Consider the following 21,865-nt stretch of genomic DNA (forward strand, 5'->3'; position numbering starts at 1 on the left):
GGGGCCGAGGCGATCACTGAGGGTGCGATTGGCGGCCTCAGAAGTAATAGCCAATGTTGATGTTGGTCCGGTAATACCAGTCGTTGCTGCCGATGGAGTCGGTACTGGTCCAGCCGGTGCCGTTCTCCGCGCCGCCGAAGGGGTTGGCGTTCCTGGCCCAGGTCAGGTCGACCCAGGCCATGATCGGCATGGCGAGGAACTGCGCACCGACGGTGATCATCTGCGAGTCGTCCCAGCCGCTCTTGTCCTTCATCATCCGGCTGTAGTCGGTATACACCTTGATTTTCTTCAACTGGCCCAACCTGGGGGTGAAGATGTCGTAGCCGACGTTGAGCGAGCCGAGGGTGGCCTTGGAGGCGATCAGGTAGGCCGGGGTCAGGCCGTTGCCGCCCATCAGCACCGCATCGTCGCTGACCCCCTCGGGGTTTTTCGGATCGTATTCGTAGCGGATGGCCTGGCCGGTCACGGTCCAGGGGCCGGCGTTGACGATCGCATGCACGCCGCCGGCCCAGTAGTCGCCATCGTCGTGGGTGGTGGCGTTGTAGAGTTCGGCGGCGGCCAGCGATGCGCCGATCTCGGTTTTCCAGCCCTCGCCAGTGAAGGTCCTGGCTACACGGGCATTGACCTGGTTACGTTTCTCGTTGTCCTGGCGTGAATGGATGAAGGGCACGGCATTGTCGTCGAGGTCGGCATAGCGGCCCACTTCCGGCGAGTAGCGGATGCCCGACGGCAGCATGCGTGGGAAGTAGCCCAGTTGCAGGTCCCAGTCGCTGTCCTTGTAGCTGTACTTCAGGCCCGTACCGGCACTGACGCCATAGCCCATGAAGAACGGAATGTGATAACTCCAACCGAACTGTGGGTAGGGTTCCAGGCCGAACGGCTTGAACGGTGCGCCCAGTTGCAGGTTCGAACGGGCATCGAAGCGATAGCCGATGTAGCCACGGTCGATGGAGCGCTTGCCATCGTCCTGGAACCAGTAGCCGACATCGCTGAACAGGCGCTTGTGGCTGGCCTGGACATCCAGGCGGAAGGTGTCGAAGAGAAAGCGCCCGTTGTTCTCGGTGGTGTCCCAGTGTTCGTCCCGGTAGTTCACCCGCAGGGCGCCGCCGATATCCAACGAGCTCTCGCCGTCGTCGCTGCGCCAGGCGATGTGCGGGAACGGCTTTTTCACCGCAGGTGGTTGGTCTGGCGCCGCGGGGCCAGGCTCGGAGGCGAACGTGGCGCAACTGCCGATGATCAGGCCCAGGCTTATCACATACTTGTTCATATCGATGCCCCACAAGGTTGAGCAGTTTCCGCTGGCGACACCGATCCCTGCCTTGAATCAGGCATTCAATGGGAAGTTGGCGTGGCAGGCGGCGGACTGGAAGGGTTGGGTTTTTATTGTTTTATATATGACACGCTGTTTGAACTATGAATTCGGGAAAGAAATAGCAGAAACCGTGCCAGTGGGGTGGTGTGTTCTGTTTTCTGAAAAACCAATATAAATCAGTTATTTATATTTGGAACGTGCTGGTTCGTGCCGTATTTGGAACGCTTGGAAAGAACGTAACAAGGCGGTGCCGTTGTTGTGCATCCAAAGTGCACAATGAACGCTAATGGGGCACTTGGTGTTTTGCCGGCGAATAAATAGCAGGCTCTTCAAGTCATTGGATGGGCAAAAAAAGGCCGACACTTTCTGGTCGGCCGAATGATGCGCTTTGAGCTTATTCAAAGGCTGGCGTTTTCTTGAGACTCCGGCACCCCGATCGATTAAAGGTCGAGCACCAGCCGTCGGCTCTTGCAGCCGGACACGCACACCATCATCGAGGTGTTCGCAGCCCGTTCGGCCTTGGTCAGCACCCCGTCGCGATGGTCGATGTCACCTTCCAGCACCCGGGTCTCGCAGGAGCCGCAGACGCCTTCGCGGCAGCTGTACTCGACATCGCACCCCGCCTCGAGCAGCACATCGAGCAGGTTCAGCCCAGGTTCCACGGCGAGGGTCTTGCCAGACTTCTTCAGTTCGACGCTGTAGCTGTCCTGGGCATCTTCCGAGGGCGGCAGTTCGGCGGCGGTGAAGCGTTCGATGTGGGCATGCGGGTAGCCGAGGCTTTCGCAGGTGCTTTCGAAGGCGTCGAGCATCGGCGTCGGGCCGCAGCAGTAGAAATGCGTGTCGCTCGGCTGGCCGGCCAGGTAGCTGGCCAGGTTTGGCACGGCGTCCTTCTCGTCGTTGAAGTGGTAGACCACCTTGGCGTCGAGGCCGCTGAGTTCCTCCAGCAGCGCTGCTTCCTTGCGCGAGCGGGCGCAGTAGATCAGCTCGGCGGATTTCCCCAGGGCCAGCAACTGGCGGAACATGCAGTAGATCGGCGTGATGCCGATACCGCCGGCCACCAGCACGCTGTGGCTGGCCTGTGGATCGAGGGGGAAGTTGTTGCGTGGTGGCGAGATGTTCAACTGGGTGCCGACCCGCAGTTGCTCGTGGACGAACTTCGAGCCACCGCGGCTGTTGCGGTCGCGCAGGATGCCGACCACATAGCGGCCCTTGTCGCTCGGCGAGTTGAGCAGCGAGTAGCTGCGCACCAGGCCATTGGGCAGGTGCAGGTCGATGTGCGAGCCGGCTTCGAACGGTGGGAACACGGTATCGCCCCAGGGACGCAGTTCGACGCTGAGGATGCCTTCGGCTTCATGGCGCAGGGTGTGGACCAGCGCGGTGAGGGTAGGGGTGTTGGACATCGGTCACCTCGATGGCGCAGTGCGCAAGTCAATGTCGAGCCGGGCGCTGGCTTCGATTTCCACCAGCAGTTCTGGAAACACCAGGGCACTCACTTCGACGAGGGTGGAGGTGGGGTAGCAGGCGAACCCCTCGAAGAAGTCGCGGCGGGCACGGCCAACGGCGTCCTTGTCGGCGATCCGGGTGACGTACACCGTCAACCGGTACAGGTTGCCGACATGCCCGCCGGCGGCCTCCACCAGCGCCTTGGCCTTGCCCAGCACCTGCAGGGTCTGGGCGTAGGCATCCAGCGGCGCGCCGGCTTCGGCGGCCTGGCGCGTCGCCGGGTGGGCGGTCATGCCGGACATCACCAGCTCGTTGCCGATCAGCAGGGCGTTGGACCAGCTGGCCGTGGCCAGCTCGTCCAGGCCCGGGGCCTGGATTCGCTGTACGGCCTGGTTCATAGCTGTTTCGCTTCGATCAGGGCCAGTTGCTCCTTGGCCTTGCCCTTGAGATAGCGGCGCAGGCGCACCACGCCCAGGTCATGCTGGTAGAGGTTCTCGCGCTGGTTGGCGTCGGGCTCCATGAATTCCAGCAACACCCGGTCCTGCTCCAGCACCGCCCAGTGGCGGGCTTCCAGGCGGTTCTTGTAGAGGAAGCGCCAGGTGTCGCGCTGCCAGCCGGTCAGCGGCCGCGCGCGCCAGTGGAACACGGCGGACAGGGCGCGGCTGCTGGGGGTGTAGCTGCCGATGATGGTGAAGTTGCCGCCGGGGCCGCCGGTCTTGGGGTAGGGGATCTCCAGGCGCAGCCAGTGGCAGCCGTTGTCGAGGAATTCGGTCCAGTCGAAGTTGACCCCGCGCTGGCCTTCCTTTTCGAAGAAGAAGCCCTGCTCGGTGTCGCGGGTGACGAACTTGGCGGTGGCTTCGCCTTCGCTCATGGAGTGCGACATCTTGTGCAGGTAGGTCCCGTGCATCGGGTCCATGACGTTGTCCAGCACGTAGCGGTAGTCGCCCTTCCACTCGGTGTAGCAGAGGAAGCTGCTCCATTCGGGGGAGGTCAGTTGCTCGGGCAGCACCAGCTCTGGCGGTGTTTCCAGGTGTGGGTCGGTGGCGTTGAACAGGAAGATCGCCCCCGCTGCCTCGCGGGTATGGAACATCCGCGTCGGGCGGCTGCCTTCGAGCTTGCAGCCGGGGCTGCCAGGCACCTTGACGACGGTGCCGTCGCAGCGCACTTCGACGCCGTGATACGGGCATTGCAGGCGGTCGCCCAACACCGGCCCCTGGGACAGCGGCGCGCCACGGTGGGGGCAGTGGTCCTCGAGGGCATGGACACTGCCGTCGTTGTCGCGCCACAGGGCGATCTTGTAGCCCAAGCGGCGGATCGAGACGGGCTTTTCGCCCAGCAGTTCCGACGGCAGGACCGGGAACCAGAGATCTTTCAGGCCATTGGCCAGGTGTTGCTCAACAGGGTCGACGGTTACGTGCATGTTCATCTTGTTCTACCTCCGGTGGGTCATTCGCCCAGCCGAGCCATCAGGGTTTTATAGGCGTCCTCGGTCCACTCTCCGGTGGTCAGCGGGCAGGGCGGGCCGGCCAGGTTCAGGTGCGCCAGCAGCTCGCCCAGCTCGGTCACGCCACTGCCGTAGGCGCGCTCGATGGAATCGCCGAGCAGGTCTTCGAATGGGGTGTTGGGCCGTTTGCGGGCCTGATGGGGTTGCAGGTAACGCTCGGTATCGCTCATGTCATTGGCCTCCATTGCGGACCCGTTCGCGGATCGTTTCGCGGACCGGGACAAAGTCGTACGTCGGGTAGCATTCGGTGCGGAACACGCCCCAGGCGGCGCGTTCCAGTTCCACATTGACCTTGCTCAGCAGGCTCGGTGGCAGGCGCAGGGTGACGATCTGGCCCAGGCCCATGGCCACGGTCCAAGACACCACCTCCACGCCCTCGGGCGGAAAGCTGTCCCACCAGCCCACCTGCTTCATGTGGCCCTGGATCTGTTCCAGGTTCTTCGACTGGTCGTGCCGCAGCACCACCGTCAGCAGCATCGATTCGCTCATGGCTTGCCCTGCTCCTTGGCCTTGTCGGTGAGGAACTTGCCTTGCGGCGCCTCGACATGCTGCTGGCGCCGGGTATGACCATCGATGCCGCCGGCGATCGCCCATTCGGCGAACACCGTCGGCCCTGGCTCGAATTCCCGGGGTTGCCAGTCGCCGGTCAGTTGGTCCTCGTCGGCGTAGTACTCGACCAGCGCACCGGCCGGGTTCTTGAAGTACCAGAAGAACGCCGAGGACACCGGGTGGCGGCCAGGGCCGATCTCGGTGCTCCAGCCGCAGCGGGAGATGTGCATGCCGCCGCCGAACACCTCGTGCAGGTCGCGCACGGTGAAGGCCACATGGTTGAGCCCGGCGCGTGGCGCCGGCAACTGCAGCATGAACAGGTCGTGGTGGCCGCCTTGCTCGGCGGTGCGCAGGAAGGCGCCGCGATTGGGGTAGCGGTCCGAGGCCTGGAAGCCGAAGCGCTCGTGGTAGAAGGCCTCGCAGGCATTGACGTCCTTGACGAAGAACACCACGTGGCCGACTTCGATGGGCGTGGCACGCTCGTAGACCGGCGCGGGCTTGTTGATCCGGCCCTTGACCTGCCAAGTGTTGTGGCCGCTGCACTCGATGTCCAGCGGGCGTTTGCGGGTGACCTGCAGGCGGATCGCCAGGCCGTTGGGGTCGGTGCAGCCGATGCGGCCGTCGCCCTCGACGAAGCCCGGGTCATTGGCGATGCGCTGGCTGTACAGCGCCAGGTCTGCCTCGCTCTCCACGCCCCAGACCACCTCGCGCACGGTCGAGCCCGGCTCGATGGCCGGCGGCAGGCCGGGCTTGTCGAGGTGGGCGAGCACCACCCGGCAGCCGTTGAGGGTTTCGAAGATCACTTCGTCGGCTTGCTCGCTGACCTGGGTCAGGCCCCAGTCGGCGAAGAAGCGCACGCAGGTGTCCAGGTCTTCCACACCGTAGGTGACTTCGTCGATGCCCAGTACGCTCATGGCCTTGCCTCCACACCGGCCCAGGCCAGTGGTTGTTGGTTCATGCCCCAGTAGAGGCTTTTCTGTTCCATGTACTGCAGGATGCCGAGCCGGCCCTTTTCCCGGCCCAGGCCGCTGTCGCGCCAGCCGCCGAACGGGGTCGAGATGGAGAACTGCTTGTAGGTGTTGATCCACACCGTGCCGGCCTGCAGCTTGCGACCCAGGGCCCAGGCGCGCTTGTAGTCGCGGCTCCAGATCCCGGCGGCGAGGGCGTACAGGCTGTCGTTGGCCTGCTCGACCAGTTCGGCCTCGCTGTCGAAGGGCATGGCCACCAGCACCGGGCCGAAGATTTCCTCCTGGCAGACCTGCTGGTGGTTACCCAGGCCTTCGAGGATGGTCGGTGGGTAGAAGTAGCCCTGGTCGAAGAGGCCGCCGCTGGGGCGTTCGCCACCCAGGCGCAGGCGGCCGCCTTCGGCCAGGCCGAGGGCGACGTAGCGCTCCACGGATTCACGGTGCGCGGCACTGATCAGCGGGCCCATCTGCGTACCTTCGTCGGCCGGGTCGCCCAGACGCAGTTGCGCAGCGGCGGCGACCAGGTGCTGCATGAAGGGTTCGTACAGGGAACGGGCGACGAACAAGCGCGAGCCGGCGATGCAGGCTTCGCCGGAGGAGCTGAAGATGCCGTACAGCACACCAGCCACGGCGTGGTCCAGGTCGGCGTCGTCGAGGACGATGGTCGGTGACTTGCCGCCCAGCTCCAGGGACACCGGCATCATCTTGTCCGCGGCGATATGGGCGATGTGCTTGCCGGTGCGGGTACCGCCGGTGAACGATACACGCTTGACCAGCGGATGCCGGGTCAGCGCGTCGCCGAGCAGCGAGCCCTTGCCTGGCAGCACGCTGACCAGGCCCTTGGGCAGGCCGGCGTCCTCGCAGATGCGCGCCAGTTGCAGGGCCAGCAGCGGGGTGATCTCGGCCGGCTTGATCACCACGGCGTTGCCGGCGGCCAGGGCCGGGGCGACTTTCTGCGCTTCGCTGGCGATCGGCGAGTTCCACGGGGTGATCGCCGCGACCACGCCCATCGGTTCGTACACGCTCATGCTGACGAAGTCGCCGCGCGACGGGGTGATGGTTTCCTCCAGGGTTTCGCAGGCGGCGGCGAAGAACTGGAAGGTGCCGGCGGCGCTGGCCACCAAGGCACGGGTTTCATTGATCGGCTTGCCGTTGTCCTGGCGTTGCAGCTGGGCCAGTTCCTCGCTGCGCTGGCGGATCGCCTCGGCGATGCGGTAGAGCACGGCGGCGCGTTCGTGGGGCTTGCGCTGGGCCCAGCCACTGTTGAGAAAGGCCTGGTGGGCGCCTTGTACGGCGAGCTCGACATCCTCGAGGCTGGCGGCGTTGAGCCAGGCCACCGGCTCGCCGGTGGCCGGGTAGCAGGTGGCGTAGCGCTCGCCGCCGCCCAGGCGCCAGGTACCGGCGACGCAGATGGGTAAGGTCTGTTCCAGAGTCATTGGCAGTCCCCTAGATGGAAATGGCGTGGGCATGGTTGCCCAGGGCCCGGACCACGCTGTAGACGGTCAGGGCCGAGGTTTTCGGGTTGGCCTGCAGCGGCTTGCCGCGCAGGCTCATCTCGAAGCCGCCGAAGGCGCCACGGGCTTCGAAGTGATGGACGTTGTCCTCGCTGTGCGGGTCGGCGACCAGCGTCACCCGGGTACGGTCCAGGCCCAGGCCGGCCAGCGACAGGGTGGCGGCGACGTTGGCGTTCTTCGGGTACAGGCGCGCCGCTTCGCGGGCGCTGCCTTCGAAGATCACCGTGGCCTCGCGCAGGCTGTCCAGGTCGCAGACCTGCTCGGCCGGGGTGTTCTTCCAGGCCCGCGCCGGCTTGCGCCCGGTGTAGTCGACCGAGTCCAGGCCGCCGACCTTGGCCGCCGACAGGGCGTCGATGCCGCCGATGGCGCCGGGCAACAGCTCGATCCGCGTGTTGCCACGGGCCGCCGCCGCTTCCAGGCGTTCGACCAGGCCGACCTGCGACAGTGCGCCGACCGAGACGATCAGGCAGGCGATGCCGCGCTCCAGGGCCGGCAGCACGTGTTCCTCGATGGCCCGGTGCCCGGCGCACTCGACCAGCAGGTCGGGGCGGGCGTCAGCCGGCAAGGCGGTGAGCACTTCGGGCGGCTGGCGGAAGCTGCCCAGGCGCTGGCGTACCAGGTCTTCGGAACCGGCCGAGGCGATGACCGCATCGACGCACAGTTGCGGGTCCTGCTCCAGCAGTTCGAGCACGCCAACGCCGATGGCGCCGCAGCCGATCATGGTGATATGCAACATGGCAGGTTCCTCAGGCCGTGGCCTTCTGGGCCTTGGTTTCGCTGTTGGGCGGGCCGGCGAACTGGGTGGCGAAGCTGCCGACGCTGAGCATGTCCACTTCCAGCAGGAAGGGGCCGCTTTCGCCCAGGGCACCTTCGAGCACCGGGCCGAAGTCCTTCAGGTCGCGGACCAGGCCATGGCGCAGGCCGATGGACTCGGCGAGCTTGGCGTAGTCCGGGGTGTGCAGCTCGACATAGGCATGGCGGGCACCGTAGATGGCGTCCTGGATGTTGCGGATCACCCCGTAGCGTTGGTCGTTCATCAGCAGGATCACCACGTTGGCGTTTTCCTGCACCAGGGTCGCCAGTTCGCCCAGGTTGAGAATGAAGCCGCCGTCGCCGGCCAGGGCGAAGACCTTGCGCCCGGGCGCTGTTTCCGCCGCCGCCACCGCCGCGCCGATGCCCATCGCCAGCCCCTGGCCGATACCGCCGCCCAAGGCATGCACGCCGGCCAGCGGGTGGTAGAGGTTGAGCAGGCGGTTGCCCCAGATGCTGTTGGACAGGGTCACGTCGCGCACCCAGGAGAAGTTGCGCCCGGTCAGGCCCTGCAACTGTTCGACCATGGCCGAGTAGGGGCCGAGGTCGGCGACCAGTTGCGCCCGCGCCTGTTCGCGCACCGCCTTGAGCTCGGGCAGGAAGTTCGGGTCGATGCGCAGACGGCCTTGCAGGCGGTCGGCCAGGCCGTCGAGGGCCAGCGCCGAATCGCCGCAGATGAACAGGTCGCTGGGGTAGCTGCGGCCTTCGATGGCTGGGTTGGCGTCGATGCGCAGGGTGGTGCGCGGCAGCTTCAGGGCGTACTTGAAGGTCTCGTTGCTGCGCAGGCGTGAGCCGGCCACCACCAGGGCGTCGCAGGTCTGCATGAAGCCTTCGACCAGTTTGTTCTGCGAGAAGGCGCCCAGGCAGCGCTCGTCGTCTTCGTTGACCACGCCACGGCCCTGGGTCGAGGTGATCACGCCCACGCCCATGTCCAGCAGGCGCTTGACCTGTGGCCCGGCGTGGCGGGCGCCGCCGCCGAGCCAGAGCAGCGGGCGAGTGGCCCCGGCCAGGCGCTCGGCGACCAGGTCCAGGGCTTCGGCGGCGGGCACCGCCACCGGCACCGGCAGCGGCGACAGGTCGCTGGGCATGGGGATGAGGGTGGACTGGATGTCGATCGGGATTTCCACGCTGACCGGGCCGGTGGGCGCGGTCAGGGCGGTCTGCACCGCCAGCTTCAGGGTGCTCAGTGCGGTCTCCACGCTGCGCACGCGGAAGGCGGCCTTGGACACGGCCTTGAGCATGGTGAGCTGGTCGCGGGCCTCGTGGATGTAGGCCAGCTCCTGGTCCAGGTAGGGTGTCTCGATCTGCCCGGTGATGTGCAGCAGCGGGGTGCCGGCGGTCAGCGCCTCGACCATGGCCCCGGCAGCGTTGCCGGCGGCCGTGCCGGTGGAGGTCAGGCACACGCCCAGGCCGCCGGTGGTGCGGGCATAGGCATCGGCCATGTTGGTGGCGCCGGCTTCGCCGCGGGCCATGACGAAGCGGATGTTGCCGCGCACGGCGAAGGCATCGAGGATCGGCATGTTGTGGATCGAGATCACACCGAACGCGGCCTTGACCTCGCATTGCTCGAGAAAGGCGGTGATGACGGCGCCGACGGTGACAGTGTTTTCATTACGCATGGCGGGACAGGCCTCCGGATACATCGATATGGCTGCCAGTGGTGTAGGCCGACAGGGGCGAAGCCAGGAACAGGATGGCTTGGGCCGCCTCTTTGGGCAGGCCCAGGCGACCCAGGGGAATGTGTTTGCGTTGGGCCAGGCGGGCGGTCCATTGGGCCCAGTCCAGCTCGCGTTCTTCGCGGGCCTCGAAGCGTCGGCGCCATTGCCCCGACTCGACCAGGCCGATGAGGATGCCGTTGACACGGATATCGTGTTCGGCGAATTCGAAGGCCATCGAGCGCACCAGGTTCTTCAGCCCCGCACGGGCGGCGGAGGTGGCGACCATGTGCGGCTCCGGCTGGCTGGCCAGCAGCGAGTTGACGCAGACGATGGAGGCGCCGGCCTGGCCCTGCAGCTGGGTCATGAAGGCACGTACCGGATGGATCACCGAGAAGAACTTCAGGTGCAGCTCGTCGTTCCACGCCTCGTCGCTGGTGTCGGCGAAGGTCGAGACCCGGCCTTGCCCGGCGTTGTTGATCAGCACCTGGGCCGGGCCGAGCGCGGCCAGGCTGGCTGCGGCGAAGGCCTGCACCGAGGCGGGGTCGAGCACATCGCAGACCTGGGCCAGCAGGCGGGCTTCGGGGAAGCGTTCGCGCAGGCTGGCCTCGGCGCTGCGCAGGCGCTCGGCGTTGCGCCCGCAGAAGGCCACCCGGGCGCCAGCCTCGAGCAGCAGCTCGACGCAGGCAAGGCCGATGCCGGAAGAGCCGCCGGTGACGATGGCGGTGCGCTCATGCAGTTGGTAGAGGTTCATTTCAGTCCCTCATCAACGCGGTGACACGGCCTTGGCCGCTGTGGGGCGTGTAGTTGAGCAGCCTGGACAACTCGTCGGCGCTGCCACGGACCTGGCCGAGCAGGTTGTCGAAGTTGATGTGGTTGACCTGCACGGTGGGGATGGTCACCCCCAGGGCGGCGACCACTCGGCCACTGGCGTCGCGCACGGGGGCGGCGACGGTGGAGATGGTCGACTCGAAGAAACCTTCGCCGCTGACATAGCCGCGCAGGCGATCGGCCTGCACCAGGTCGAACAGCTCCAGCACGGTTTTCGGGGTGCACGGCGAGTGCTGCTCCAGGTGTTCTTCCGGGTACAGCTCGCGCAGCTCGGCCAGACTCAGGTCGGCCAGGAGGATACGCCCGAGCACCGTGGCATGGGCGGGCAGGCGGGTGCCGACGGTGACGGCGGTGGAGAACACCGAGGGCGGCGAAACCTTGGCCACGTAAACGATCGAGCGACCGTCGCGCACCACCAGGTTGCTCGGGTAGTTCAGGCGGTCGCACAGGTGGGCCAGCAGCGGCTGGCCCAGTTCGGTCAGCTCCAGCGACGCCAGGTATTCGAAGCCCAGGCGCAGCACCGACATGCCCAGGCGGTACTCGTTGCCGCTGCGGGTGACGAAGCCCATGGTCTCCAGGGTGGTCAGCAGGCGGAAGATGGTCGAGCGGGGCAGCGCCAGGCGCCGGGCCAGCTCCGGGGCGGTCAGGGTACGGTTCTGCCGGCTGAATTCGCACAGCAGCAGCAAGCCGCGCTCGAGGCCAGGGACGATGTACTTGTCCTGGTTGTCTTTCAACGAATCCGTATCGTTCATAGCACAGTACCTGTGGGGGAAGCGTCCAGTGCCAGGGCCAGGCGCCCGGTCACCGCATCGGGTTGTTCGATGGCGCAGGCATGGCCGGCACCGGCAATCAGGGTGAAGGGCGCGTCGAAGGCGTCGGCCACGGCCTGGCAGTCTTCGGGTCGGGTGATGCCGTCGGCGCTGCCGCAGTGCACTTCGCAGGGCACGGCCTGGCGGCTGTAGCGCAGCAGATGGTCGCCGCACAGCAGCTCGACCGCCTGGCGGTAGCCGTGCGCGTGCAGGCGCGCCATGTTCCACTGCACCCAGGCCAGGGCCGTGGCGCTGGCCGTCGCCGAGAGCATGTGTGCGCTGCGTGCCTGGGCCATGCGGGCGATGCCCAGGCGCTGCAGGTTGTCCAGCCGCTTGGCGCGTACCGCCCGGCCTTGCTCGGCCAGTTCAGGCGCGCCGTAGCCACGGGCCGGGCTGAGCAGCACCAGGCGGCTGACCCGGCCAGGCTGGGCTTGGGCGAAGGCCGCCGCGGTCAGTGCGCCCAGGGAGTGCCCGACCAGCACGCAACGCTCGATGTCCAGGGCGTCGAGCAACTGCTCCAGGCGCCGGGCGTAGTCGCAAGCCTTCGGTGCGGCCATCGGCAAGGGCGCGGACTGGCCATAGCCGGGGGCGTCCCAGGCGATGACCCGCGCCCGCTGGCCCAGCGCCAGGGCCACCTGCAGCCACGACGCGGCGCCCGAGCCGATGCCGTGCAGCAGCACGATGGCCGCGCCGCTGCCCGCCTCGCGCACGGCCTGCGGGCCGTCGTCCAGGCCCAGCACGCGCTCGGCGAAGCTGTGCTGCAGTTGCCGCAGCAACGGCGCGACGGGGTTGTCGATGACCGGGTCCATGGCTCAGCCGCGCTTGATCGAGGCCAGCGGGTGGGCTGGCGGATAGGTCGGGGTCACGGGTTTCTTGGCACCGAGCATCACGCACATCAGGGCGTCTTCGTCGCCGATGTTGATCTCCTCGCGGTAGACCCCTGGCGGTACCGAGATCAGGTCGCGGTCGGTGAGCACGGTCTCGAAGCGCTCGCCGTCCTTCTCGATGATCACCTTGAGCTTGCCGCGCAGCACGAAGAACACTTCCTCGACGTCGGTGTGCAGGTGGGGCGGGCCTTCATGGCCGGCCGGGATGACCATGGTGGAGAAGGTGAAGTGCTCGGAGGGGATGGTGTTCATGTCGCTGCTGACACCGGTGCCGCCGGTGCCCACGTAGCGCATCTGCGCACGGCGGAACTTGGGGTCGTAATCGGCCTGGAACTTCAGGGCATCCCAGTCGTAGCGGCGGGTCTCGTAGCGGGCGATGCGCGTCTGCATCCAGCCGGCCAGGTCGGTCCCGGCGGGTTGTTCCCAGGACTTGGGGGCGTCGTGTTGGGCAGAAAGGTCGGTCATGGTCTTCTCCTTGCTCAGGGCATGACGAACCCGCCGTTGACCGGCAGGGTTTGTCCAGTGATGAAGCGCGACAGGTCGGACAGGGCGAACAGCACGGCGCCACTGACGTCGTCGGGCAGTTGCGGGCGCTGGATGGCCCGTTGTTCGGTGTACAGGCGGTGACGGGCCTCGGGCACGTAGGCGGTGGCCTCGACCAGCACCAGGCCGGGGGCGATGGCATTGACGGTGATGTTGTCGTTGCCCAGCTCGCGGGCCAGGCTGCGGGTCATGGCGATGACTGCACCCTTGCTGGCGACGTAGGCCAGCAGGTTCGGCGCGCCCCACAGCGGGGTGTCGGAGGCCAGGTTGATCACCGCCCCGCGACCGCTGGCACGCAGGGCCGGCAGGCAGGCACGGGTCATCAGCCAGGTGCCGCGGACGTTGACCTGCATGACCTGGTCCCAGGTCTCGATGTCCAGCTCCTCGCAGCTCTTGCCGCCGGAATTGGTGATCGAGGCGTTGTTGACCAGGCCGTCGAGGCCACCCAGGCGCTTGACCGTGCGCTCGACGCAGGCGTCGATGGATGCGGGGCTGGCCAGGTCCAGGGTCACGCCGCTGACGTCCAGGCCCTGGGCCGACAGGTCGCAGGCGGCCTGTTGCACACGCCCGGCGAGCACATCGGCGATCACCACGCGGGCACCGGCCTGGGCGATGGCCTGGGCGAAGGCGTAGCCCAGGCCCCTGGCGCCACCGGTGACCAGCACCCGGCGGCCTGCGAGCAGGTTGTTGAAGGTACTCATCATTGGCTACTCAGCATGGCTTTGGGGAGGTAGTGCAGGACGCGCTTCTCGGCCCAGACCACCGCGCCGTAGGCGAGCACGCCGATCAGGGTGAGCATGACGATGGCGACGAACACCCCGGCGGTGTTGCCCTGGCCTTCGGCGTCCACCAGCAGGAAGCCCAGGCCCTGGTTGCCGCCGACCAGTTCGCCGACGGTCACCCCGATCACGGCCAGGGTCGAGGCGATGCGCAGCCCGGAGAACAGCGCGGCCATGGCCGAGGGGAACTCCACCAGGCGGAAGATCTGCCAGCGGCTGGCGTTCATGGTGCGCACCAGGTTGATCATGTCCGGGTCGACCGTGCGGATGGCCGAGAGCACGTTGATCATCACCGGGAAGAACACGATCAGGATGGCGATCAGGATCTTCGGGTAGATGGTGTAGCCCAGCCACATCACGAACAGCGGGGCGAAGGCCACCTTGGGGGCGATCTGCAGGGCCAGGATGTACGGCGAGAGCATGGCCTCGGCCGAGGGCGAGAGGCCCAGCGACACCCCGATCATCACGCCCAGCAGGGCGCCCAGGGCGAAGCCGACGATGATCTCGAAGGCGGTGATCAGGGTGTGCTGCAGCAGGTTGCCGGTCTGCCACATCAGCTGGCTTTCCTGGGCGACGCGGCTGAGCTGCGGCATGACGAACTCGGGCATGCCGAGCAGCCCCGGACCCCACTGCCAGACCACGAGGAAGAGGACCAGCAGGGCGACGCTGCCGAGCACGGAGGTGTTGAGGTTTCTCATCGGGCGATTACCTTGGTTGCGTTGGCCGTCACTTGGCCGCGGTATTGGTTTCGATGAACTGGTTGCTGTAGAGCTCGTCGAGCGCTGGCGCCTTGGTCACGATGCCTTCGCTGACATAGAACTTGCGCACCGTGTCCAGGCGTGCCGGGTCGATACGGCCGAGCACCGGCTGATCGGCGTAGACGTGCTGCACATAGAGGCGCAGGGTCTTCTCCAGCGAGGCTTCCTTGCCGGCGTAGGCCGGTACGGCGCGGGCGAAGGTGGCGGCGGCGGCCTTCGGGTCCTGAATGATGTCGCGCATGCCCTGCAGGGTGGCCTGGACCACGCCACGGACCACGTCGGGGTGCTCGGCGATGGCGTCGTCGGAGGCGAGGATGGCCTGGGCCATGCTCTCGAAGATCTGCTCGCGGGGGATCAGTTCGAGCTTGACCCCGGCCTCCTCGGCGTTGACCACCCAGTCCGGCACGGCGGCCATGGCCTGGGACTTGTTCGCCGAGAACAGTTGCCAGACACCGGACGGGCCGGCGGCCTGGATGTCCACATCGTTCTTGCCCAGGCCGGCCTTGCGCAGCGAGGCGAGCAGGGCGTAGTAGGTGGTGTCGGAATAGGACATCACGGTCAGGGTCTTGCCTTTGAGCTGGCTCACCGAGCGGATGTGTTCGTCGGCGTTGGTGGCGATCATGGTGACCCCACCGCCCCCGAGCACGGCCACGGCGCGCACCGGGATGCCATTGGCGCGCACGATGATCGGGGTATCGCCGATGGCACCGCCGACCATGGCATTGCCGGCGCCGATCTGCTTGGCCACATCGACGCCGCCCTTGGCGGCGATGAAGGTGACGTCCAGCTCGCGGTCGCTGTAGTAGCCCTTTTCCTTGGCGATGATCCAGGGGGCGAAGGCCGGCGAGCTGGGCGGTGCCGGCAGCAGGTAGGTGACCTTGGTCGGCTCGGCGCTGGCCTGCAGGGCCAGGCCCAGGCCGAGGGCCAGCAGGGAGGTTGGTGCCAGGCGCTTGAAGAATGACGTGAACATGCGTACTCCTGAGTCGGTGGATGGGCCGTTGGGTGCGTTGCTCAATGCAGCTCGGTGTCTTCGCCGACTTTCAGCAGCTCCATCAGGCGCCCGGCCAGGGGGCCGATCTCGGGCAGCTTGCGGCGCTCCAGCGGGTTCTCGCGAAACGGCAGGTCGATTTCGATTTCTTCGATGATGGTGCCGGGGCGCGCGCTCATGACCAGCAGGCGGTCGGACAGGGCGATCGCCTCGACCAGGTCGTGGGTGATGAACAGCGCGGTCTTCTTCTCTTCGAACAGCATCCGTGCCAGGTCCTGCTGCAGGATCATCTTGGTCTGGGCGTCGAGGGCCGAGAACGGCTCGTCGAGGAACAGCACCTGCGGGTCGATGGCCAGGGTGCGGGCCAGGGCGGCGCGCTGGCGCATGCCACCCGACAGCTGGAACGGGTAGTGGTCGGCAAAGCCTTGAAGGTGGCAGCGTTTGAGCAGATCCTCGGCGATCGGCTGGCGCTTGGCGGCGGGCATGCCCTGGATCTCCAGGCCCAGTTCGACATTGCGGCGGATGCTGCGCCAGGGCATCAAGAGGTCTTTCTGCAGCATGAAGGCGACCTTGGACACCGGGCCGTTCACCACCTCGCCACCGACTCGCACCTCGCCCTCGCTGGGGCGGTACAGGCCCGAGCCCATGTTGAGGATGGTGCTCTTGCCGCAGCCGGATGGGCCGATGATCGACACCACTTCGCCACGGCGGATCTTGAAGTTCACGCCACGGATGGCGAAAGGCGCTTCGGGCTGGCCTTTGGCCTTGAAGCATTTGCCGACGTTGTGAAACTCGATTTCCGTCGGTGCCGGGGCGTCCTGGGGGGATGGGGTATCCCAGCGCTGGGCAATTGCGTACATCTCTTTCACAGCCATTGGGGAGCTCTCTGGTCTGTTTTATAGGTGGTACGCCGTTTAGTGCATGAACAATGCCAGGTGGCTGAATGCGCCTGTTTAATTGAAAAAATGCTTGTTTATTAATGGCTTGAAGGAATTTGGCAAAAAACGCTGCGTTTTATATATGAAACGTGGTTTTTTATATGGCACGAAATTGCACAGCGGCAGGGCACTGCAAAATGAAGGTGCGAAGAAGAAGGGCGTTTCTGGTAACGGTGTAGGAAACAACGTTACGTAATTGTTTCAGGGGTGAAACCGGGGCGCTGCGGTGTGGCCTCTTTGGGGCCGCTTTGCAGCCCATCGCCGGCAAGCCGGCTCCCACAGGGGACTGCGGTGTTCACGCATCATGTGTCATGCAGAGGATCGTGAGAGCGGCCGGCATTGGGACAGGCCTGCGCTGCTCTTGAGAACAGCGCAGGCCTGTGGGAGCTGGCTTGCCAGCGATGGGCCGCGAAGCGGCCCCGCTGCCAGCAGCCGACGTCAAGCCCGCGAGGGCCTCAGCACCAGCCACAACGCCAGGCCAATCAGCACGCCACCATACAGGTGCGCCATCGACAGCGGCTCGTCCAGCAGCCATGCCCCCCACAGCACGCCGAACACCGGGATCAGGAAGGTCACGGTACTGGCCTTGACCGGCCCGATCTCGCCCAGCAAGCGGAAGTACAAAATGTAGGCGAACGCCGTGCACAGCAGCCCCAGGCCCAGCAGCGACGACCACACCTCCCAGCCGCCCCAACTGGTCGGCGGCTGGCTCAGGGCGCTCCAGGCGAACAGCGGGGTCAGCAGCAGGGTGGCGCCGAGCATGCTGCCCAGGGCCGACAGGCGGCTGTCCAGGCCGCTGACCCAGCGCCTGGCCAGGTACCCGGCGAAGCCGTAGCAGGTGGTCGCTGCCAGGCAGGCCATGGCCCCTTGCAGCAAGGCCAGGTCCAGGGCGACCGGGCCGGCGCCGCTGAGGATGCCGACGCCGAACAGGCCGAGGAAGATGCCGCAGAGCTTGGCCAGGGTCATCGGCTCGCGGAAGAACAGCGTGCCGATCAGCACGCCCATCAGGGGCGTGGTGGCATTGAAGATCGCCGAGTAGCCGGCCGGCAGCACCTGGGCCGCCACCGAATAGAAGGTGGCGGGGATGCCCGAGTTGATCATGCCCAGCACCAGGCAGGCGCCGAGCTTACCGTCGAAGTGCCAGGGAAGGCGCGCGGCGGCGAGGATGGCCATCAGCCCCAGGCAGGCGATCGACACCCGGAAGAATGCGGTCGGCAACGTGCCGAGCTCCGGGGCGATGATGCGCATGAACAGGAAGCTCGCGCCCCAGACGGCGGCAAGGGTCAGCAGGCGGGCGAGGGCGATGGGGCTCACAGCGGTCTCCGGTGGCAAGGCAGGGGCGCGAGTGTACGCCACGGTGGAGGGGCGTTTCTTGTCCTTTCTTGCTATGCAATCCTGTCGGACGGCCTGGGGCCTGCGGGAGAGGCGATTCGATCGCTCGATCTATTGGGGCCGCGAAAGGCCCCCTCGAACACTGCAAAAGGACCTAAGCTCACCCCTTGAACCCCAGCACAGAGGTCCCCTGCATGTCCCAGTCATGGCCGGCGGCCGAGATCGCCCGGATGATCCTCGATGGCTTCGACGACTACCGCGAGCATTTCCGCCGTATCACCCTCGGCGCCCGCGAGCGCTTCGAGCAGGCGCTCTGGCAGGAGATCCAGCGGTCGGCGGCCGCGCGCATCAACCTGTACGAAGAGAAGGTCGGCGAGGTCAACGGCTGGCTGCGCCAGGGGTTCGCCGAGGACGTGCTGCTGGACGTGGAGCAGTGGCCGCTGGTCAAGAGCGCCTACATCCGCCTGATCGACCCTCGCCTGGACGACGAACTCTCCGAGACCTGGTACAACTCGATCTTCTGCAGCCTGTTCAGCCATGACCTGATCAACGATGGCTGCATGTTCATCCATACCACCCGCCCGTCGATACGCGGCCACGAGCGCGCCGCCCAGACCCGCACCTACCAGCCTGACGGCAGCCTCAAGGGGCTGTTGCGGGCGATCTTCGCCGATTACCCGTTCAGCGTGCCCTACGGCGACCTGGAGGGCGACGTGGCACGCCTGGAAGAGCAACTGCGCGAGTGCCTGCCGGACTGGGTGTGCAAGGACCCGGCGCTGGCCGTGGAGCTGTTTTGCCCGGTGCTCTACCGCAACAAGGGCGCCTACCTGGTCGGGCGGCTCTACACCCCGGACGAGCAGTGGCCACTGGTGATCCCGCTGCTGCATCGCGAGGGGCACGGCATCGAGGCCGACGCGTTGATCACCGATGAAGCCGAGGTGTCGATCATCTTCTCCTTCACCCGCTCGTACTTCATGGTCGACGTGCCGGTGCCGGCGGAGTTCGTCAATTTCCTCAAGCGCATCCTGCCGGGCAAGCACATCGCCGAGCTGTACACCTCGATCGGTTTCTACAAGCACGGCAAGTCGGAGTTCTACCGGGCGCTGATCAACCACCTGGCCGCGACCGACGACCGTTTCGTCATGGCGCCCGGGGTGCGGGGCATGGTGATGAGCGTGTTCACCCTGACGGGCTTCAACACCGTGTTCAAGATCATCAAGGACCGCTTCTCGCCATCCAAGACCGTCGACCGGGCCACGGTGATCGACAAGTACCGCCTGGTGAAGAGCGTCGATCGCGTCGGGCGCATGGCCGATACCCAGGAGTTCGCCGATTTCCGCTTCCCCAGGAGCAAGTTCGAACCGCAGTGCCTGGCCGAATTGCTGGAAGTGGCGCCGTCGACCGTGGTCGAGGAGGGCGACACGGTGCTGATTCGCCACTGCTGGACCGAACGGCGCATGACGCCGCTCAACCTCTACCTGGAGCAGGCCAGCGAGGCCCAGGTACTGGAGGCGCTGGAGGACTACGGCCTGGCCATCAAGCAACTGGCGGCGGCGAACATCTTCCCAGGCGACATGCTGCTGAAGAACTTCGGCGTCACCCGCCATGGCCGGGTGGTGTTCTACGACTACGACGAGATCAGTTTCCTGACCGAGGTGAACTTCCGCCACATCCCGCCGCCACGCTATCCGGAGGACGAGATGTCTGGCGAGCCGTGGTACTCGATCGGGCCCCACGATGTGTTTCCCGAGGAGTTCCCGCCGTTCCTGTTCGCCGATATCGGCCAGCGGCGGCTGTTCAGCCGCTTGCATGGGGAGCTGTACGACGCCGACTACTGGAAGGGGTTGCAGGCGGCGATCCGCGAAGGGAAGGTGATCGATGTGTTTCCATACCGGCGCAAGGGGCGTTGAGCGAAGGTCGGTGCCAGGGGCAGCTTCACCCCTGCATGCACTTGAGCCCGCTGAAATCGCTGCGCACCTTGGCCAGCCGCTCCTGCAGGAACTGGCGCTGGCCCGGGGTGCTCTGTTTCATCAGGTCCACCAGCAGGTGGCGGGTCTGCTGTTCGCTGTTCTGGAAGGCGATGCGGTATTCCGGCGTCCACAGGCTTTCCTTGCGCTGCAGCAACTGCGCCAGGCGTGGCTCGAAGCTTGGGGTGTCACGCTGGTTCATCACCAGCAGCAGTTGCTGCTGCCAATGGGCGCGGTTGGCGATCCACTGGCGGTTCTGGTCGCCCAGGGCCTGGGCCCAGGTCAATACCCGTAGGCGCTGTGTGGCATTGAGCTCGCCCAGCCAGGGTTTGAGGCGCTTCTCCATGCGCTCGGCGCGTGCCTCGATCTGCCGGGACAGCGGCGTCTCGACGTAGCGGGTCTGGCGCTTGCGGATGTCGTCGCGAAAGGCCTGGCGCATCTCGCCGACCTGCTCGTCGCTCATGCCGCGCAGCAGTTCGGTCGCCGAAGGGGTGATCGCCTCGGCAACCCGGCCGATGGCCTGGCGCGCCTCGACGATGCGCTGTTGCAGGGCCTGGTCGGTGACCTGGTCGGTGGCGATCATCCGGCGGATCTGCTCGAGCCAGTCCAGGTAGCCAGGCAACTCGGTCTGGCAGTGCCAGGCCAAGTGCTGCTCGAGGCGTTGGTCGAGCCAGGCCTTCTGCTGGCGGTTCATGTTCAGGTAGTCGCCCAGCGACCAGGGCACCAGCACGTCGAGGTTGCGGTAGGCCAGGTCGATACGGCTGCAGGCCACCACGGCCAGGGCCAAGACCAGGACGATCAGGGCGGTGCGCAGCGTGCGGGGCGGGTGTGCAGGCATGGGCGAATCCTTGCTGAAACGGGCCGGGCGCTGGACGCAAGGGCGAGGCCTGCGTACCTACGGCCAGGCGGCCGGGCGGGTTCAGGTGTAGAATAGCCGTCTTGTCTTGAGGATCTTCGGAAATGGCTTTGCTTGGGCGTTACAACAGTTTGCAAATCGTGAAACATGTGGACTTCGGCCTGTACCTGGACGGCGGCGCCGACGGCGAGATCCTCCTGCCCAGGCGCTACATCCCCAAGGACACGCCCACCGAGTTGGATGACTGGCTCAACGTGTTCGTCTACCTCGACAGCGAAGACCAGTTGATCGCCACCACCGAGCAACCCAGGATCCAGGTCGGCGAGTTCGCCAGCCTCAAGGTCAAGGACATCAACAATGCCGGTATCTTCCTCGACTGGGGCCTGTCCAAGGACCTGCTGATGCCCTACTCGGAGGAATCGCGCCCGCTGAAGATCGGCGACTATTGCGTGGTGCACGCCTACCTCGACAAACGCACCCGGCGTATCACCGCCACGGCGCGCCTGGACCGCTACCTGGACCGGACCCCGGCCGACTATCAGGTCGGGCAGCCGGTGGAGCTGCTGGTGGCCGGGCAGACGCCCATGGGCTTCAAGGCCATCATCAACAACCGCCACTGGGGCCTGATCCACAAGAACGAGGTGTTCAAGTTCCTGCGTTCGGGCATGCACGAGAAAGGGTTCATCAAGGAAGTGCGCCACGACGGCAAGATCGCCCTGAGCCTGCAACCGGTTGGCGCTGCCCTGGCCGACAGCCTGCAGGAGCAGATCATGGCGCGCCTGGAGGCCGAAGGCGGGGTGCTGGGGGTGTGCGACAAGAGCGACCCGGCGCTGATCAGCAAGCTGTTCAACGTCAGCAAGGGCAACTTCAAGAAGGCCATTGGCGGATTGTTCAAGCAGGGGCGCATCGTCATCCATGACGATCGCATCGAAAAGGCCTGATCGAGTCAGGCCTGCACGAAGGCACGAAAATCCAGTTGCTCGCCGCCCGGACGGGTATCGCGCAGCAGCGAGTCGCGGTCGGCGCTCAGCGCCAGGCTGATGGTCGAGCGGCGCTTGCCGGGGTGGCGGACTTCCATTTGCTCCTGGTGGGCGCGCAGGTAGCTGGTCGGCACCTTCAGGTGCTGCAGCTCGTCGGTCTCGGGGGTGTGCAGCAGCAGGTTGACCCAGTCGGGCTGGCCCTTGCGCAGCAGCGCCACCGGCACGTCGAACCACCACAGGTTGCGTTTCTTGTCGAGGATGGCGAGCAGGGTGTTGTCGCGGTTGAGCACCGGCCGGGCCAGCGCCTGGTTGCGTCGGGCGATGGCGGTGGGTTTGTCGAGTTTCATGCAGGTTCCTGCGGGTTGACGCGTGAAAGGCCTGACATTGTGCTGGGTAGCGGTTGGTGGGGCAAGGCGGCTGCTATGGGCACGGCGTGATCCGGAGG

The 21,865-nt window shown here is 66.2% G+C and carries 23 protein-coding genes; 2 read left to right on the plus strand and 21 right to left on the minus strand.

Features of this window, described 5'->3' with window-relative positions:
- Nucleotides 1–37: 37 nt before the first annotated feature.
- From ACDI39_RS24620 to ACDI39_RS24710, 19 genes are all read right to left on the minus strand, one after another.
- Nucleotides 38–1,267: a hypothetical protein gene (locus ACDI39_RS24620; RefSeq protein ID WP_253080889.1), complete on the minus strand. Its 1,230-nt coding sequence runs from the start codon at nucleotides 1,265–1,267 to the stop codon at nucleotides 38–40.
- Between the two features lie 485 nt (nucleotides 1,268–1,752).
- Nucleotides 1,753–2,712, minus strand: coding sequence for a PDR/VanB family oxidoreductase (locus tag ACDI39_RS24625; RefSeq protein WP_225789824.1), 960 nt, complete (start codon nucleotides 2,710–2,712; stop codon nucleotides 1,753–1,755).
- 3 nt (nucleotides 2,713–2,715) lie between these two features.
- Nucleotides 2,716–3,153 carry a Rid family hydrolase gene (locus ACDI39_RS24630; protein ID WP_225789823.1) on the minus strand — a complete coding sequence of 146 codons (438 nt, stop codon included), beginning with the start codon at nucleotides 3,151–3,153 and terminating at the stop codon, nucleotides 2,716–2,718.
- Nucleotides 3,150–4,181 (minus strand): aromatic ring-hydroxylating oxygenase subunit alpha, encoded by a 1,032-nt coding sequence (locus tag ACDI39_RS24635; RefSeq protein WP_225789822.1) that lies wholly within the window; start codon nucleotides 4,179–4,181, stop codon nucleotides 3,150–3,152. The genes ACDI39_RS24630 and ACDI39_RS24635 overlap by 4 nt, the downstream gene beginning before the upstream one ends.
- 20 nt (nucleotides 4,182–4,201) lie before the next feature.
- Nucleotides 4,202–4,429, minus strand: coding sequence for a recombinase-like helix-turn-helix domain-containing protein (locus ACDI39_RS24640; RefSeq protein WP_225789821.1), 228 nt, complete (start codon nucleotides 4,427–4,429; stop codon nucleotides 4,202–4,204).
- Between the two features lies 1 nt (nucleotide 4,430).
- Nucleotides 4,431–4,748, minus strand: a complete 318-nt coding sequence (locus tag ACDI39_RS24645; RefSeq protein WP_225789820.1) for a hypothetical protein — start codon at nucleotides 4,746–4,748, stop codon at nucleotides 4,431–4,433.
- The gene (locus ACDI39_RS24650) at nucleotides 4,745–5,722 is read right to left on the minus strand and encodes a VOC family protein (protein ID WP_225789819.1); all 978 of its coding nucleotides are present in this window, start codon (nucleotides 5,720–5,722) and stop codon (nucleotides 4,745–4,747) included. Before ACDI39_RS24650 ends, ACDI39_RS24645 begins: the two co-directional genes overlap by 4 nt.
- Nucleotides 5,719–7,209, minus strand: a complete 1,491-nt coding sequence (locus ACDI39_RS24655; RefSeq protein ID WP_486537137.1) for an aldehyde dehydrogenase — start codon at nucleotides 7,207–7,209, stop codon at nucleotides 5,719–5,721. The genes ACDI39_RS24650 and ACDI39_RS24655 overlap by 4 nt, the downstream gene beginning before the upstream one ends.
- A 10-nt stretch (nucleotides 7,210–7,219) precedes the next feature.
- Entirely contained in the window at nucleotides 7,220–8,023 is an 804-nt protein-coding gene (locus tag ACDI39_RS24660) for an aspartate dehydrogenase (protein WP_225789817.1), read from the minus strand.
- A gap of 10 nt (nucleotides 8,024–8,033) precedes the next feature.
- The gene (locus ACDI39_RS24665) at nucleotides 8,034–9,716 is read right to left on the minus strand and encodes a thiamine pyrophosphate-binding protein (RefSeq protein WP_225789816.1); all 1,683 of its coding nucleotides are present in this window, start codon (nucleotides 9,714–9,716) and stop codon (nucleotides 8,034–8,036) included.
- Complete coding sequence (locus tag ACDI39_RS24670) at nucleotides 9,709–10,506, minus strand: SDR family oxidoreductase (RefSeq protein WP_225789815.1); 798 nt, start codon at nucleotides 10,504–10,506, stop codon at nucleotides 9,709–9,711. The genes ACDI39_RS24665 and ACDI39_RS24670 overlap by 8 nt, the downstream gene beginning before the upstream one ends.
- 1 nt (nucleotide 10,507) lies before the next feature.
- Nucleotides 10,508–11,335 (minus strand): IclR family transcriptional regulator, encoded by an 828-nt coding sequence (locus ACDI39_RS24675; RefSeq protein ID WP_225789814.1) that lies wholly within the window; start codon nucleotides 11,333–11,335, stop codon nucleotides 10,508–10,510.
- Nucleotides 11,332–12,201, minus strand: a complete 870-nt coding sequence (locus ACDI39_RS24680; protein WP_486537138.1) for an alpha/beta fold hydrolase — start codon at nucleotides 12,199–12,201, stop codon at nucleotides 11,332–11,334. The genes ACDI39_RS24675 and ACDI39_RS24680 overlap by 4 nt, the downstream gene beginning before the upstream one ends.
- Nucleotides 12,202–12,204: 3 nt before the next feature.
- Nucleotides 12,205–12,744 (minus strand): cupin domain-containing protein, encoded by a 540-nt coding sequence (locus ACDI39_RS24685; protein ID WP_225789812.1) that lies wholly within the window; start codon nucleotides 12,742–12,744, stop codon nucleotides 12,205–12,207.
- Nucleotides 12,745–12,758: 14 nt separating this feature from the next.
- On the minus strand, nucleotides 12,759–13,526 hold the full coding sequence (locus tag ACDI39_RS24690) for an SDR family oxidoreductase (protein WP_225789811.1): 768 nt from the start codon (nucleotides 13,524–13,526) through the stop codon (nucleotides 12,759–12,761).
- Entirely contained in the window at nucleotides 13,523–14,299 is a 777-nt protein-coding gene (locus ACDI39_RS24695; RefSeq protein WP_225789810.1) for an ABC transporter permease, read from the minus strand. Before ACDI39_RS24695 ends, ACDI39_RS24690 begins: the two co-directional genes overlap by 4 nt.
- 28 nt (nucleotides 14,300–14,327) lie before the next feature.
- Nucleotides 14,328–15,329: an ABC transporter substrate-binding protein gene (locus ACDI39_RS24700; protein WP_225789809.1), complete on the minus strand. Its 1,002-nt coding sequence runs from the start codon at nucleotides 15,327–15,329 to the stop codon at nucleotides 14,328–14,330.
- A gap of 41 nt (nucleotides 15,330–15,370) precedes the next feature.
- Nucleotides 15,371–16,207, minus strand: coding sequence for an ABC transporter ATP-binding protein (locus ACDI39_RS24705; RefSeq protein WP_225789852.1), 837 nt, complete (start codon nucleotides 16,205–16,207; stop codon nucleotides 15,371–15,373).
- Nucleotides 16,208–16,723: 516 nt separating this feature from the next.
- On the minus strand, nucleotides 16,724–17,599 hold the full coding sequence (locus tag ACDI39_RS24710; protein ID WP_225789808.1) for a DMT family transporter: 876 nt from the start codon (nucleotides 17,597–17,599) through the stop codon (nucleotides 16,724–16,726).
- Nucleotides 17,600–17,811: 212 nt separating this feature from the next.
- Between ACDI39_RS24710 and aceK the strand changes: the two genes are divergently transcribed.
- Entirely contained in the window at nucleotides 17,812–19,527 is a 1,716-nt protein-coding gene (gene aceK / locus ACDI39_RS24715) for a bifunctional isocitrate dehydrogenase kinase/phosphatase (RefSeq protein ID WP_225789807.1), read from the plus strand.
- A gap of 25 nt (nucleotides 19,528–19,552) precedes the next feature.
- Here aceK and ACDI39_RS24720 read toward each other — a convergent pair whose 3' ends face one another.
- Entirely contained in the window at nucleotides 19,553–20,422 is an 870-nt protein-coding gene (locus ACDI39_RS24720) for a DUF6279 family lipoprotein (RefSeq protein WP_225789806.1), read from the minus strand.
- 122 nt (nucleotides 20,423–20,544) lie between these two features.
- Here ACDI39_RS24720 and ACDI39_RS24725 point away from each other — a divergent pair, with 122 nt between their 5' ends.
- Nucleotides 20,545–21,381: a CvfB family protein gene (locus tag ACDI39_RS24725; protein ID WP_253080903.1), complete on the plus strand. Its 837-nt coding sequence runs from the start codon at nucleotides 20,545–20,547 to the stop codon at nucleotides 21,379–21,381.
- Between the two features lie 5 nt (nucleotides 21,382–21,386).
- On the opposite strand, the gene ACDI39_RS24730 is transcribed toward ACDI39_RS24725, so the two are convergent.
- Complete coding sequence (locus tag ACDI39_RS24730) at nucleotides 21,387–21,767, minus strand: hypothetical protein (RefSeq protein WP_225789804.1); 381 nt, start codon at nucleotides 21,765–21,767, stop codon at nucleotides 21,387–21,389.
- Nucleotides 21,768–21,865: the final 98 nt, after the last annotated feature.

The organism is Pseudomonas sp. Tun-23181, assembly GCF_057415455.1.